The organism is Exercitatus varius (assembly GCF_029577735.1).
GTDB lineage: Bacteria > Pseudomonadota > Gammaproteobacteria > Enterobacterales > Pasteurellaceae > Exercitatus > Exercitatus varius.
This window is the reverse complement of sequence record NZ_JARQTO010000004.1, coordinates 1-13,657: the sequence shown is the minus strand read 5'-3', so window position 1 is coordinate 13,657 and position 13,657 is coordinate 1. Positions and strand designations below refer to the sequence as shown.

At 48.6% G+C, this 13,657-nt stretch carries 17 protein-coding genes and 1 tRNA gene; 6 read left to right on the top strand and 12 right to left on the bottom strand.

Going from position 1 to position 13,657, the window contains the following annotated elements; genetic code table 11:
* Window positions 1-13: 13 nt before the first annotated feature.
* The 4 genes from P7M01_RS05085 to nfuA form a co-directional block, all read right to left on the bottom strand.
* On the bottom strand, window positions 14-730 hold the full coding sequence (locus tag P7M01_RS05085) for an amino acid ABC transporter permease (protein ID WP_202936475.1): 717 nt from the start codon (window positions 728-730) through the stop codon (window positions 14-16).
* Complete coding sequence (locus P7M01_RS05080; protein WP_317477206.1) at window positions 720-1,508, bottom strand: amino acid ABC transporter substrate-binding protein; 789 nt, start codon at window positions 1,506-1,508, stop codon at window positions 720-722. Before P7M01_RS05080 ends, P7M01_RS05085 begins: the two co-directional genes overlap by 11 nt.
* 103 nt (window positions 1,509-1,611) lie before the next feature.
* On the bottom strand, window positions 1,612-2,181 hold the full coding sequence (locus tag P7M01_RS05075) for a DNA-3-methyladenine glycosylase I (RefSeq protein WP_317477207.1): 570 nt from the start codon (window positions 2,179-2,181) through the stop codon (window positions 1,612-1,614).
* Window positions 2,182-2,235: 54 nt separating this feature from the next.
* Window positions 2,236-2,820, bottom strand: a complete 585-nt coding sequence (gene nfuA, locus P7M01_RS05070) for a Fe-S biogenesis protein NfuA (RefSeq protein ID WP_317481288.1) — start codon at window positions 2,818-2,820, stop codon at window positions 2,236-2,238.
* A gap of 255 nt (window positions 2,821-3,075) precedes the next feature.
* Here nfuA and greB point away from each other — a divergent pair, with 255 nt between their 5' ends.
* Window positions 3,076-3,552: a transcription elongation factor GreB gene (greB, locus tag P7M01_RS05065; RefSeq protein WP_317477209.1), complete on the top strand. Its 477-nt coding sequence runs from the start codon at window positions 3,076-3,078 to the stop codon at window positions 3,550-3,552.
* On the opposite strand, the gene P7M01_RS05060 is transcribed toward greB, so the two are convergent.
* Window positions 3,553-4,008 (bottom strand): NUDIX hydrolase, encoded by a 456-nt coding sequence (locus tag P7M01_RS05060; protein WP_202936470.1) that lies wholly within the window; start codon window positions 4,006-4,008, stop codon window positions 3,553-3,555.
* 67 nt (window positions 4,009-4,075) lie between these two features.
* On the opposite strand from P7M01_RS05060, the gene P7M01_RS05055 reads away from it, so the two are divergent.
* The 3 genes from P7M01_RS05055 to P7M01_RS05045 all read left to right on the top strand — a co-directional run bounded on the left by P7M01_RS05055 (window position 4,076) and on the right by P7M01_RS05045 (window position 5,857).
* A tRNA-Sec gene (locus P7M01_RS05055) sits at window positions 4,076-4,170 on the top strand.
* A 149-nt stretch (window positions 4,171-4,319) separates the two neighbouring features.
* Window positions 4,320-4,997, top strand: a complete 678-nt coding sequence (locus tag P7M01_RS05050; RefSeq protein WP_317475861.1) for an amidophosphoribosyltransferase — start codon at window positions 4,320-4,322, stop codon at window positions 4,995-4,997.
* A gap of 137 nt (window positions 4,998-5,134) precedes the next feature.
* On the top strand, window positions 5,135-5,857 hold the full coding sequence (locus P7M01_RS05045; protein WP_202936468.1) for an MgtC/SapB family protein: 723 nt from the start codon (window positions 5,135-5,137) through the stop codon (window positions 5,855-5,857).
* Between the two features lie 97 nt (window positions 5,858-5,954).
* On the opposite strand, the gene P7M01_RS05040 is transcribed toward P7M01_RS05045, so the two are convergent.
* The 7 genes from P7M01_RS05040 to P7M01_RS05010 all read right to left on the bottom strand — a co-directional run bounded on the left by P7M01_RS05040 (window position 5,955) and on the right by P7M01_RS05010 (window position 11,763).
* Entirely contained in the window at window positions 5,955-7,367 is a 1,413-nt protein-coding gene (locus tag P7M01_RS05040) for a DHA2 family efflux MFS transporter permease subunit (RefSeq protein WP_317483385.1), read from the bottom strand.
* A 2-nt stretch (window positions 7,368-7,369) separates the two neighbouring features.
* Window positions 7,370-7,870, bottom strand: a complete 501-nt coding sequence (gene mobB / locus P7M01_RS05035) for a molybdopterin-guanine dinucleotide biosynthesis protein B (RefSeq protein WP_202936466.1) — start codon at window positions 7,868-7,870, stop codon at window positions 7,370-7,372.
* Entirely contained in the window at window positions 7,867-8,250 is a 384-nt protein-coding gene (locus P7M01_RS05030; RefSeq protein WP_317481291.1) for a hypothetical protein, read from the bottom strand. The genes mobB and P7M01_RS05030 overlap by 4 nt, the downstream gene beginning before the upstream one ends.
* A gap of 108 nt (window positions 8,251-8,358) precedes the next feature.
* Window positions 8,359-9,186, bottom strand: a complete 828-nt coding sequence (manZ, locus tag P7M01_RS05025; RefSeq protein ID WP_202936464.1) for a PTS mannose transporter subunit IID — start codon at window positions 9,184-9,186, stop codon at window positions 8,359-8,361.
* Between the two features lie 14 nt (window positions 9,187-9,200).
* Window positions 9,201-9,998: a PTS mannose/fructose/sorbose transporter subunit IIC gene (locus P7M01_RS05020; RefSeq protein ID WP_202936463.1), complete on the bottom strand. Its 798-nt coding sequence runs from the start codon at window positions 9,996-9,998 to the stop codon at window positions 9,201-9,203.
* Window positions 9,999-10,012: 14 nt separating this feature from the next.
* Window positions 10,013-10,978 carry a mannose/fructose/sorbose PTS transporter subunit IIA gene (locus P7M01_RS05015; protein WP_317477214.1) on the bottom strand — a complete coding sequence of 322 codons (966 nt, stop codon included), beginning with the start codon at window positions 10,976-10,978 and terminating at the stop codon, window positions 10,013-10,015.
* A 230-nt stretch (window positions 10,979-11,208) separates the two neighbouring features.
* Window positions 11,209-11,763 carry an RBBP9/YdeN family alpha/beta hydrolase gene (locus P7M01_RS05010; protein WP_317486326.1) on the bottom strand — a complete coding sequence of 185 codons (555 nt, stop codon included), beginning with the start codon at window positions 11,761-11,763 and terminating at the stop codon, window positions 11,209-11,211.
* A 215-nt stretch (window positions 11,764-11,978) separates the two neighbouring features.
* Here P7M01_RS05010 and P7M01_RS05005 point away from each other — a divergent pair, with 215 nt between their 5' ends.
* Together P7M01_RS05005 and P7M01_RS05000 are read left to right on the top strand one after the other, a co-directional pair.
* On the top strand, window positions 11,979-13,487 hold the full coding sequence (locus P7M01_RS05005) for a sodium-dependent transporter (RefSeq protein ID WP_317481294.1): 1,509 nt from the start codon (window positions 11,979-11,981) through the stop codon (window positions 13,485-13,487).
* Window positions 13,484-13,576, top strand: a complete 93-nt coding sequence (locus P7M01_RS05000; protein ID WP_202936459.1) for a methionine/alanine import family NSS transporter small subunit — start codon at window positions 13,484-13,486, stop codon at window positions 13,574-13,576. Before P7M01_RS05005 ends, P7M01_RS05000 begins: the two co-directional genes overlap by 4 nt.
* Window positions 13,577-13,657: the final 81 nt, after the last annotated feature.

The following is a 13,657-nucleotide window of genomic DNA, read 5'->3' as shown; positions in this document are numbered from 1 at the left end:
TTTTCCTGCCACATTAACGGGCGACATAACGTGCCATGCGCTTCTCAAGGCGTGCCTGAACGAAGAATAAAATCCAGCAGAAACACCAGTAAACCAAACCGGCTTCGATATAAACCGGCAGGAAATCGTAGGACATATTCGCCACTTGCTGCGCCACGCGGAACATTTCCGTTACCGTCACAACGGAGGCCAGCGAAGTATCTTTAAACAAGCCGATAAAAGTATTGCTTAGCGGCGGCACGGCGACGCGAAACGCCTGCGGGGCGATAATGCGGCGGAATGTTTGAATATAATTCATGCCGATGGTGTAACCCGCTTCCCACTGCCCTTTCGGCACGGAAGAAATGGCGGCGCGCACGGTTTCCGAAGCGTAAGCGCCGATATTGAGCGAAAAACCGATAATCGCCGCCGGAATCGGATCGATAAAAATACCGATTGCCGGCAAGCCGTAAAACACCACGGAGATTTGCACCAACATCGGGGTGCCGCGAATAATGGAAATATAGATTTTGACCAGCACCAATGCGATGCGGTGAATCAATCCGTTCACCGGCGTAATGCGGATTAACGCCACGCCGACCGCAATAATCATGCCGATAATAAAAGACGCAATCGCCAATGGGATGGAAACCAGAACGGCGGCTTCCACCATTGGCCAGAAAGCGTTAATGACCAAGTCCGCACGGGACTCGGTCATAAAAGGCAAAGAAAGAAGAAGATTATTTAACACTGATATCTTTTCCGAAGAATTGTTCGCCTAATTTTTTCAATGTACCGTCTTGTCGCAATTCGACAATTGCGGCGCTGATTTTGGCTAAGGCTTCGTCGTTGCCTTTATTGACGATTAAACCGGCGCCCAGTTTTTCTTCAGCCGGCGCTTCCCAGGCGGTTTTCAAACCGGCGTTCGGGTTTTTCTTTAAATAGTCTAAAATCGCCAGGCTGTCGTTTAAGGTTAAGTCCGCGCGTTTTTGCTGAACTACCAGCAAAGATTGGGCCAAACCGTCAACCGGCACGATTTTCGCCTGTTTTTCGCGAGCCAGTTCGCCGTAGTTGCTGGTTAAGGATTGTGCCGCTTTGCGACCTTTAATATCATCCAGGGTTTTAATGCCGTTCTCATCGGCGCGTACCGCCATCATGGCGCCGGACCAGCTGTAAGGCTCGGATTTATCGAATGTCGCCTGACGTTCCGGCGTGGTTAACGCCACTTGGTTTGCCACAACATCAAACCGACCGGCTTTCAGTCCCGCCATCATGGAATCCCAAGCCGTTTCTTTGAAATCCACTTTCACCCCTAATTTTTGCGCAACGGCGCGCGTTACTTCCACGTCGTAACCGGTTAATTTGCCGTTTTCGTCATGATAGGTAAAAGGCGCATAAGTTCCTTCCGTACCGACGGAAATAGTGCCTTTATTGTTAATGCGATCAAGTAAGCTGTCCGCAGCCGCCGCCTGAGTTGCGGTCGCAAGCGCGAATACGGAGGTTGCCAGTAATGCTAATTTTTTAAACATAGAACTTTCCTTTTTAAGATTGAAATGAAATTTGCGTGCATTCTAATAGAATTCGGCCGGGCGACGAAATAAAAAAACGTCATATCTTATAACAAAAGTGCGGTCATTTTTTTGCCTGTTTTTGGCTTTTACAAAAGCAGCCGTTGAGGTGATCGTCCACCAACCCCATGGATTGCATAAACGCATAACAAGTGGTTTCGCCCACAAAGACGAAACCTTTTTTCTTCAACGCTTTCGACATGGCTTTGGAGGTTTCCGTTTTCGCCGGTACGCAGCTTAAATCCGACACATCGTTGATTTGCGGTTTATGGTTGACAAATGACCAAATAAAATCGCTGAAATTTTGCCCGCACTTTTGCATTTCCAGATAGGCGCGGGCGTTTTTCACAATGGCTTCCAGCTTCGCACGGTGGCGAATGAGCCCGGCGTTTTGCATTAAACCGTCAATGTCGGTTTCCGTCATTTGCGCGATTTTTTCCGGATTAAACTGATGAAACGCGGCGCGGTAAGCGTCCCGTTTTTTCAGCACGGTAATCCAGGATAATCCCGCCTGTTGGCCTTCCAGACAGATTTTTTCGAATAGTTTTTGGCTGTCGAATTGCGGTTTTCCCCATTCATTGTCGTGGTAATCCCGATAAATTTCGCTGTCGCCCACCCAATCACAACGTGTCATATTTTTCTTCCGCCATAAAAAATCGGCGTAAGGCGCCGATTTGAAAATACATAATTAATAGTAAGAATGTTCGCCGCGCTGATGTTCGGTGACGTCTTTCGCCCCTTTGAGTTCGCCGCCGAAGAGTTCCACCAATTGTTTTTCCACGCCGTCTTTCAGGGTGACGTCCACCATCGAACAGCCGTTGCAACCGCCGCCGAATTGCAGCACTGCGTAGCCGTCGTCGGTAATTTCGATTAAGGTAATGCGACCGCCGTGGCTGGCAAGTTGCGGGTTGATTTGGGTTTGAATCACATAATCCACCCGTTCGATTAACGGCGCGTCATCCGCCACTTTGCGCATTTTGGCATTGGGCGCTTTTAAGGTTAACTGGGTGCCGAGTTCTTCCGTTACATAATCGATTTCGGCATCTTCCAGAAACGGATAACTGATATCGTCGATAAAGGCGGAAAATCCGTTGAATTTCAGTTCGGTATCGTTTTCTTCCACGTTGCTCGGCGGGCAGTAAGAAACGCCGCACTCCGCATTCGGCGTACCGGGATTGACGACGAAAATTCGAATATTGGTGCCTTCTTCCTGACTTTCCAGCAATTTGCGGAAATGAGCCTGCGCGGCCTCTGAAATTTTAATATGTTCCATAAATATTCCTGATTTTATCTGAGTTTTATGGTCGGGAATAATACGCCGATAGAGACGTTTATGCAAATTTTCACTATAATTCTTTCATGGTTTACCCGCTATAATTGCAATAATTTGTGTCTATCGGCGGGCGGAACGGTCGGAAAAACCGGCGTTTTGTTTATAATCTTCGGAAGCATTGCTTTATTTGGGGCGTCGGCAGGGCTAACGTTTCAAAAAACATCGCTTTTTTTGCCCGCACTTTTACGGAATATTATGGCTAAATCGAATTATATTACCCGCCAGGGCTGGAACGCTCTGGATCAGGAATTGAAATTTTTATGGAAAGAGGAACGTCCGAAAGTGACGCAGGCGGTTTCTGATGCGGCCGCGTTAGGCGATCGCAGCGAGAACGCGGAATATATTTACGGTAAGCGCCGTTTGCGCGAAATCGATCGCCGCGTTCGGTTTCTGATGAAACGGCTGGAAGTGTTGCAAATTGTGGATTATCACAGTCGGCAGGAAGGCAAAGTATTTTTTGGCGCCTGGGTGGAATTGGAAAACGAGGATGGCGAAGTAAAGCGATATCGGATTGTGGGCTGCGACGAGTTTGACCCGGCGAAAAACTGGATTTCGGTGGATTCTCCCGTGGCGCGGGCGTTAATCGGTAAAGCGGTGGACGACGAAGTGCGGGTGGAAACACCCGCCGGCAAGGTTACGCTGTATATCAACGAAATCTGGTATGAGAAATAATTATTCAAATACCGACAACAAATCCAGCGGATAAGATTCGCCTTTCAGATAATCCTGAACGGCTTGAATCACCAGCGGATTGCGTTCGCATTGTTCGGGCTGGGCAATGTAATGCCGGAATTCCTCCAAGGTTAACCATAACGCCCGCGTGATGTCGCTGTCATGCGGCGTTGTCGTTAGCCAATCGTCCAGTTCCAGCGCAAACACGAAACGCAGATAATCGGTTTGGCTGCGCGGCGCGTGCCACTGGTAAATTTTAACCAGTTTTTGCATATCGGCGCGAATACCGGTTTCTTCGTAAAGTTCGCGACTGGCGCCTTGTAAAATGGTTTCGTTTTTTTCCAGATGTCCCGCCGGTTGGTTTAAGGTTCGTTTGCCGTATTCGATTTCTTCCACGAACAAAAATTTGCCTTTGCAATGCACGACGCATGCCATAGTGATGTTGGGTTTATGCATGATTTTCCTCTTAAACGGTTTTCAACTTGAATCGCCGGCGATTTTGAGCTAAAGTTGAGTTCCTTTCGGAAGGTCGTCGTTTCCGGTGAAGCGGCAGGATTTCAAATCCTGTTAAGGACGCCAGCGTTCTTGGGTGGGTTCGACTCCCATGACCTTCCGCCAAATGACTTTTCCGCTTCATTTTGTTATTCCGCCCGCCGTATTTCAAGTGTTTTGTGATCGATATTCCAATCCCGTGATATTTTCACCCGTATTCCTTATTTTTCAATTAAAGTGCACAAAAGTGCGGGAAAAAATCGGGATGTTTTTTTATGAATCCGTTGGGATTTTGTTGTGTACGGTGCGGCGAGCGTCTGGCGCTGGCCCGTCATGGTTTGTGCAGCCGTTGCAATCGGCTGATTGAACGTTTTCCTTATTGCGGCACTTGCGGCGCGTCGCTGCGGGAAAACGCCTTGCATTGCGGACGCTGCTTGCAATCTAAACACGGTTGGGATCGGCTGGTGATGATCGGGCGTTACGACGAGCCTTTATCGAGCCTGATTCATCGCTTTAAGTTCCGGCGTCAGTTTTGGTTGGATCGCACGCTGGCGCGCCTGATGTTGCTGGCGATTATTCGTGCCAGGCGGGAACAGGGTTTGTGTTTGCCGGAAGCGATTTTGCCCGTGCCGTTGCATCATTTTCGCCAATGGCGACGGGGTTACAACCAAACCGCGTTGCTTGCCCGTTATTTATCCGAGTGGCTGAATATTCCTTGCGATTTACACCAGATCCGGCGTATAAAACGAACGCCCAATCAACGCGGATTAACCGCCGCGGCGCGCCGTTCTAATCTGAAAAACGCTTTTTGGGTGAATGCTTCCGTGCCTTATCGTTCGGTCGCTTTGCTGGACGATGTGATTACCACCGGTTCCACCTTGAATGAAATTGCCCGACAACTACGTAAGCAGGGCGTGCAGCATATTCAGGCGTGGGGATTGGCGCGGGTTTGAGTTTCTCTTGTCGGGAGAATGAAAATTCCGTTCTGCGCGGCATAAATCGGCGTGGAAAATCTATTTTCCGCGCGGCACCGCTTTCTGTTCCCGCTAAAATTCGTTACAATTCTTAACCTCGGGATAAGGGGAAAATCATGAATTTTTTGCATGAAATGCAGGACGTGCTGCTGTCGTCCACGCATTTTATTATTTTGTTAAAACTGTTTATTGCCTTGCTGTTGGGGGCGATTATCGGGTTGGAACGCGAGTTGAAGCATAAACCCGTCGGCGTGAAAACCTGCGCGATTATTGCCATTACCACTTGCATTTTAACGGTGATTTCCATTCAATCGGCGGAATATTATGCGCAGATTTCGGAAAATATCCGAACCGATCCGATGCGTTTGGCGGCGCAGGTGGTGAGCGGTATCGGTTTTCTGGGTGCAGGCGTGATTTTGCGTAAAAGCAACGACGCCATTTCGGGCTTGACGACGGCGGCGATTATTTGGGCGGCGGCGGGCATCGGCATTGCCTCGGGAGCCGGATTCTTTTTCGATGCCGTTATGGCGACAGCGATGATTCTGGTTGCGATTCGTCTGAGTCCGATTGTGCAGCGTTTTGTTCATAACCGTCAGAAAGCGAAGGAAAAGAAAGCGGTGATTCGGGTTTATGTGTCGCAAATTTCGGCCATGACTTATGTGACGGATTTGCTGTTGGTGAATAATTTCCCTTTTGAAAACTTTACCATGAAGGAACAGGGCAACGGCGAAATTAAGTTATCTTATCGTTATGGCCCGCTGACATCGGAGACACTTGAGCGGATTTATTCGCTGCTGAAACAGCAGGCGCAGGTGCTGCGGGTGGATGTGGAAAATTAAAGGATAAAACGCATTCCGCGCGATAAAAAAACATGGTTTTTTTTGACCGCACTTTTACGGATTCGGCTTATCGAGGCTGAAATTTTGTAAAGTGCGGTCAGTTTTTTATCGATTTTCGGTGACGCAAATTATTGCCGTCTTCCGGATGCAGGCGCGACATGAGGATCGCCAGAAATACGGCGAACAAAGAGGAAACCAGAAAGGTATGACTGAATGCCGAGACCAAATTCCCGGTTTGCCCGAAATATTCGCGAAATAAGGCGAGCACAACGGAAGAAATGGCAATGCCCACGCCGATTCCCAGTTGCTGCATCATGCTTAAAATAGTGGAACCGGAACCCGCCAGATTATCCGGCAAATCGCAAACCGCCAGCGTATTCACAGCGGTAAACATCAACGATATACAGCAACCGTACCACATCATAATCAGGATATACAGCCACAGCGGCGTGTCCTGGGTGAAACGGGACATCGCGCCAATCGCCGCCGCCATCAGCAGGGCGTTGACCACCAAACTGTTGCGATAACCGAAACGGTACAGAATTTTCGTGACAACGGATTTCGCCAGAATAGAACTGATGGCAATGGGCGCCAGCATAAACCCTGAGGTTTGCGCATCAAAATGAAAAGCAACCTGCCACATCAGCGGCAACAGAAAGGGAATGCCCGAACCCGAAATGCGGATGAACAGATTGCCGAGGATGCCCAGATTAAAGGTGCGGAAACGCAATAAAGACAAAGGAATCAGCGGATTTTTCGCTCGTAAGGCGTACAAATAATATGCAATAAGCAACATTATGCCGCTGAGGATAAGTATTACCGCTTTGCTTTTATTCGCCAGATTTTCGGCGATGACGTCCAGCCCGTAAGTCGTCGTGACCAACCCGGCGGCAAACAACAGAAAACCCGCCCAATCCAGTTTTCCCGCATTGCCGTAACTGTTGGTCATGTATTTTCCCACCACGATTATTCCGATAATGCCGATGGGCAGATTGATTAGAAAGATCCACGGCCAACTGGCGTGAGTGACGATCCAACCGCCGAGAATCGGCCCCAACACCGGCCCGATTAAACCCGACATCGCCATCAGATTCCAGGCTACGATAAGCTGGCTTTTCTCCACATTGCGGATGATGGCCAGGCGCGCCACAGGCAACATTAACGCGCCGCCTACGCCTTGCAAAATGCGCGAGGCCACCAACGCGTCCAGGTTGGTGGAAAGGGCACAGGCCAAAGAACCCAGCACGAAAATGAACACGGCGGCGCGAAAGGTGAACAATGTGCCGAAACGATCGGCAATCCAACCGCTTAAAGGAATGATCGCTGCGACGGTCAAGGCGTAGCTGATAATCGCCAGTTCCATTTCCAGCGGCGATTGATTCAGACTACGGGAAATAGCGGGTAACGCCGTGTTCAGAATGGTGGCGTCGAGAGACTGCATAAACAGCGCCATGGCGGCAATCCAGGCGAGCGGACGGTAATCTTGTGTTTTTTCGGTGGCGCTGTTCATGGTTATTTCTGTCGTTGGTAATAATCGAAAATGAAGGCGGCGATTTGCGAAATCTCGTTAATATTTAACCGCACTTTTTCCGTATTTAACGGATAATCCGTGGCGATGGCAAGCACATTTTCATCGCATTCCGGCAAGGGTTTTGTCATGTCGCGACGATGAAGCAGAATTTTCGGAATCGGTTCCTGTTTGAAGCCTTCCACCAGCACGAGATCCGTCAGGTTTTGATCAAACTGCGCCGCCAGATAATGCAGCGAAACCGGTTCCCGCGGGGTTTCCGTCATTAACGCCCAGCGGCTGTCGCAGGCCATAATCACTTGGCTGGCACCCGCTTCCTTCATGCGCCAACTGTCTTTGCCTTCCTTATCCACCGAGGCGTTATGGTGGCTGTGCTTGATGACTGCTACGCGCAGTCCAAGTGCGGTCAATTTCGGCACGATTTTTTCCAATAAAGTGGTTTTGCCGCTGCCGCTGTAACCGGTGACGCCCAGAATCGGAATCATTGCGGATTTTCCTGTTTCAGATTTTTCGCCGCATAAGCCTGTAATTGCGCGATTTCGCGTTTGGCTTTGTCGGACAGCACTTTATTATCCCGCAACATTTGTTCGCTGCGAGCCTGGATGTAGCGTAAATAATCCGCGTTTCGGGTTTTCTCAAACTGTTGTTGCGACAGATACATTTCGCGGAAGTCTTTATTTGCCTGCGCCAACAGCATTTTCTGCCCCATCAGCACAAATAACGCCAGCACCAAAGCGATAATGGAACCGTATTGCGTTACATACCACAGCAATCCCGCGATAATCAAAAGTGCGGTCACTAACGGCGATGAATTTTTCACATAGGTTTCACTTGGCGGCGGTTGGATGAGATCTTTGAGTTTCATAACGGTCCTTCTAAAAAACGATGAAAAAATCGCCCGCACTTTATTAGCTAAATAAAAACAGGGCAGCCCGAAGAAGACTGCCCCGAATTATATCACGGTCCGTAAGAATTACGCCAAAATACCTAGCCAATAACCTAAAATACCGACGCCGAACAAGGCGAAAATGATGTACATGGCGTTCACTTTTTTGCGTAATAACCACATACAGACGAAAGTCAGTAACAATGCCATTAGCCCCGGCAACAGCTGATCCAGCACGCTTTGCACGGTAGTGACCACTTCTTCGCCCATGGCGTTTTTATAACGGGACAATTCGAGCGGAATATTAATGCTGGTCCATTTGGATACCAGTGAGCCCATCACGAATAAACCGAGAATTGAGGCGCCCTGAGTGACTTTTTGTAAACGACCGCCGCCCATTTCGGACACGATTTCCGTCCCTTTGGCATAACCGTATTTAAAGCCGTACCAACGGGTCAGCGCACGGAAAATGTTGATGCCGATGAAGAATAATAACGGGCCGAGTAAGCTGCCGCTGATGGCAAGACCGGCGCCGAGCGCGGCTAATACCGGACGTAAGGTTCCCCAGAAAATCGGATCGCCCACACCGGCTAACGGCCCCATCAGACCGACTTTCACCCCACTGATTGCCGCATCGTCGATGTCCGCGCCGTTGGCCCGTTCCTGTTCCATGGCCGCCGTTACACCCATAATGGCGGAGCCGATCCAAGGCTGAGTGTTGAAGAATTCGAGGTGACGTTTTAAGGCGGCGGCCTGATCTTCTTTGTTGCTGTAAAGGCGTTTTATCGCCGGAATCATGGATACGCAAAATCCCATGGACTGCATACGTTCAAAGTTGAAAGAACCCAAAAGGAATGTTGAACGCCAGTAAGTTGAGCGAATATCGCGCGCGGTTAATTGTTTTTTCTCAGACATTTTCGTATTCCTTCTTATAGACCTTCAAGTTCGTCGTCCGCAAGTTCGCGTTTTACGCTACCGACTTGCCCCGCCGCTTTGTTGAATTGTGGATTTAATTGGATGTAAATTAGGGCTAAACATGCGCCCAGGAAACCCAAACCGACCAAGTTGTAGTTTGAGAAGGAGGCGATAACGAAGCCCATAAAGAAGAACGGCATTAACGCACCGGCGCGCATCATGTTGATGACCATGGCGTAACCGACGACCACGATAAATCCGCCGGCGATTTGTAACCCGCGGGTAACCACTTCAGGAATCGCATTTAACGCGGCGGTTACGGTATCCGTACCGGCAACCAGCGCCACGAAAAATGTCGGAATGGCTACGCGTAACGCCTGCAGGCTGAGACCCGCAAAGTGACAGATTTCGATACCGCGGAAGTTGGCTTGTTCCGCATAATCATCAGCTTTGTGTTGTAAGAAAATGGTTAAAGTACGGACGAAGATGGTTAATACCTGGCCCGCTGCGGCAACCGGAATAGCGACGGCGATTGCGGTCGCTTTATCCTGATTGCCTTTAATTACCAGAATTGCGGCAATAACGGAGGCCAACGCCGCATCCGGCGCCATTGCCGCACCGACGTTCATCCAGCCTAACGCCAGCATTTCCAGCATACCGCCGACAATCACGCCGGACTGTAAATCGCCCAATACTAAGCCGATTAAAGTACAAGCCACCAGAGGACGGTGAGTTTGACGTTCGTCAAGCACGGAACCCATACCGCAAATCGCGGCGACGAGGGTTACTAAAATAATTTCTAATGTAGTCATAATGTTTTCCTGAATTAGAATTGAATTGCATCAAGTTTTTCTTTGGTAAGCGGTTCTTTACGGTTCGCGGCGACCTGTTGAAGCGACATATTCACACCGAGTTCCAATAATTTTTTGAATGCCGCCACATCGTCTTTGTTTACTGCAACGGCTTGCGAAATCAGCTTGTCGCCTTCGCGGTAAGTCATGCCGCCTACATTGACGTCCGAAATTTTTACTCCGCCCTCAATTAAGCGCACGATATCGGCCGGATTGGTCACCAGCCAAATGATGTTTTTGCCTGCGTATTTCGGGTTGTGCCATACTTTAATCGCTTTCTCAACCGTAATAACGTAACCTTTTAAGTGAGACGGCACGATTTGAAGCAATAATTCGCGTCGGATGTCATCTTTTGCGACACCGTCGTTAATGGCAAAAATCGCTTCGCATTTTACGGCTTTCGCCCAGGACGTCATCACTTGTCCGTGGATTAAACGGCTGTCGATACGCAATAAGGAGATGTTCATATTACCTTTTAAGTTCGGATCGCGCGGCGCCGCCGGAACCGCCGCGGCTGCCGGTTTTTCTTCCGTTTTGGCGGCTTTCGGTTCAGGATTGCGGAAAGATTTCACCGCCATCACGCCGACTTCTTTCGCCGTTTCCACTAATTCCTCTAAAGAAGCGCTGTCTTTGGCGTCCAGAGTTTCAAGCAGCATCGGCAGGCTGATACCGGTTACGATATCGGTGTTTTCGCGGTTGGTGGCAACACGGGCCGCCGCGTTGTAAGGGCTGCCGCCGAATAAGTCCACCATAAACAGAACCGGTTCGTTTTCAGGCAATGTTTCAAGGATGGCATTGTATTTGGCAACCAGGTCGTCGCCGCCTTCGCCGGGTAAAAATGTGACTACATGGGTATTTTCATCTTCACCGAAAACCATGGCCGCTGAGTTTACGATTTCTTCTGAAAATTTTCCGTGTGTCGCAACGATAAGATGCGTCATTTCAGATCTCCGTTTGTAATGAGGATTGATAATTGTCACGTTTCAGCCGCTCGTCAAATAACAATGCAAACGGTTGCTGAACATTGGCAAGTCTAAATGTCGGGTGAAAATAGTCAAATTTTTTTTGCTTAAAATATGATCTTGATCACACAAAAAGGGTAGAAAAAGTGCGGGCGATTTTTTGAATGTTTTTTTCGGAAAAATGCGGCGTTTTTTGCCCGCACTTTTTATTAGCGGGCAAAGGTCATTATTTCGTCATAAACCAACGGCAATTGGGTGACGCCGTAATGTTCGGTGAAATGTTTATAACCCTGAGTTGTGATATATTTCGCTTGCAGATTCGCCGCCAGTTGTTCGCTGAAAGCGGGATTTACCACATTATCGTCCAGCGACGCGATAACGGTGCGTTGCGGGATGCGGCGGATGAGCGCGGCATAATCCGGTTGTTGCGCGGTGAAGTCGTTCAGTTCGGGCAAGTTGGGTAACGCTTGATCGAATCCCGCCACCAAAATCAGCCCGCCTACCGACCGGTTTTGTTGCGCCAGAAAGCGCAAGGTGGCGATGCAGCCCAAACTGTGTCCGATAAAAATATCCTGCGGTGAAACGTTAGGAATATTTGCCCGGTGATGCGCCAGCCAGATTGCGGGATTCGGCTTGTCGGCATTCGGCATATCGAAAACCTTAACGGAAAATCCTTCATTTTCCAACCGCACTTTTAGCCAGGGAAACCAATGTTTTTGCGAGTTTGCGGTGTAGCCGTGAGTAATAAAAACGCGTTTTTGCATAATGCCGTCCGTTCTAAAATTAACGGATGTTAGCATAGCATAATCAAGGCGATATGATGCGCGGAAGTTGAATTTTATTGGAAATTTCAGCGTAATTGTCAAGCTTAATCGTTTCGGTTAACCAGTTTTTTATTGACTGAGAGGATTTTTCCTTTATATTTCCTTATCCAATGTCTTGACTTAATCTTTACTTATAACAACAAAGGGGTGTCAGAATGTCGAATTCTACACGTGAAACATTTTCCGGGCGTAAAGCCTTTATTATGGCGGCCATCGGTTCCGCCGTCGGGTTGGGAAACATTTGGCGTTTTCCTTACACTACTTATGAAAACGGCGGCGGCGCATTTATTATTCCTTATATTGTGGCGTTATTGACCGCCGGTATTCCGCTTTTATTTTTAGATTACGCCATCGGGCATCGTCACCGCGGCGGCGCGCCGTTGTCCTATCGCCGTTTCAATAAGCATTTTGAAACCTTCGGTTGGTGGCAGGTGATGGTGAATGTCATCATCGGATTATATTACGCCGTGGTGCTCGGTTGGGCGGCAACTTACACCTATTTTTCCTTTACCGCCGCGTGGGGGAATGATCCCGTTCAGTTTTTTATTAACGAATATTTGAGAGTCGGCGATATTAAGCAAGGGGTGAGTTTCGAATTTGTCGGCATGGTGATCGGACCGTTGATTGCGGTTTGGCTGGTCGCCTTAGGAGTGTTGGCGTTGGGCGTACAAAAAGGGATTTCAAAATCCTCCAATATTTTAATGCCGGTGTTGGTGGTGATGTTTATTGTGCTTGTGGTGTCATCGCTTTTTCTGCCGGGCGCGGCAAAAGGATTAAACGCTTTATTTACGCCGGATTGGGATAAGTTATCCGATCCGAGTGTTTGGATTGCGGCATACGGGCAGATTTTCTTCTCATTATCCATTTGTTTTGGAATTATGATCACTTATGCTTCATATTTGAAGAAAGACTCCGATTTAACCGGTTCCGGCTTGGTGGTAGGTTTTGCCAACTCCAGTTTTGAACTGTTGGCGGGAATCGGCGTTTTTGCCGCACTCGGTTTTATGGCGACCGCGCAGGGACAGGAAGTCAGCGAAGTGGCGAAAGGCGGTATTGGTTTAGCCTTTTTTGCATTCCCGACCCTCATTAACGAAGCGCCGTTTGGTGAAATTATCGGTGTGTTATTCTTCGGTTCGTTGACCTTTGCGGCATTAACGTCGTTTATTTCCGTTATCGAAGTTATCATTTCCGCCGTACAGGATAAATTGCGCATCCGTCGTTCAAAAGTCACTTTCCTGGTCGGCTTGCCTATGATGGCGGTTTCCGTGATTTTATTCGGTTCTACCACCGGCTTGCCGATGTTAGACGTCATGGATAAATTCGTGAATTATTTCGGTATCGTCGCGGTGGCGTTCGTTTCGCTGATGGTCATTGTCGCGGACGAAAAATTAGGCGTGCTGGGTCAGCACATTAATGAAACGTCTTCATTCAAAGTCGGTTTCGTGTGGCGGTTGTGTATCGTGGTAACCACAGGAATTCTGGCCTTCATGTTGTTCAGCGAAGGAGCGAAAGTCTTCACGGAAGGTTATGAAGGATATCCGAATTGGTTTATCAACACGTTCGGCTGGGGCATGTCGATTATGCTAGTCGTGGTGGCTTTCCTGCTTTCTCGCTTGAAATGGAAAAACGAAGTGATAACGGAACGTAAAGGAGAACAATCATGAATACCAGTGCAATCGTGATGATGGTGATTGCCCTCGCCATCATTTGGGGCGGATTAATAGTTTCAATCGTTAAGCTGCCGAAAGAGTAAAAAACAGATAAAAAATCACCCGCACCTTTACAATGGTATAAAGTGCGGTCAAAATTTTGACCGTTTTTTATCGGTTTGGAT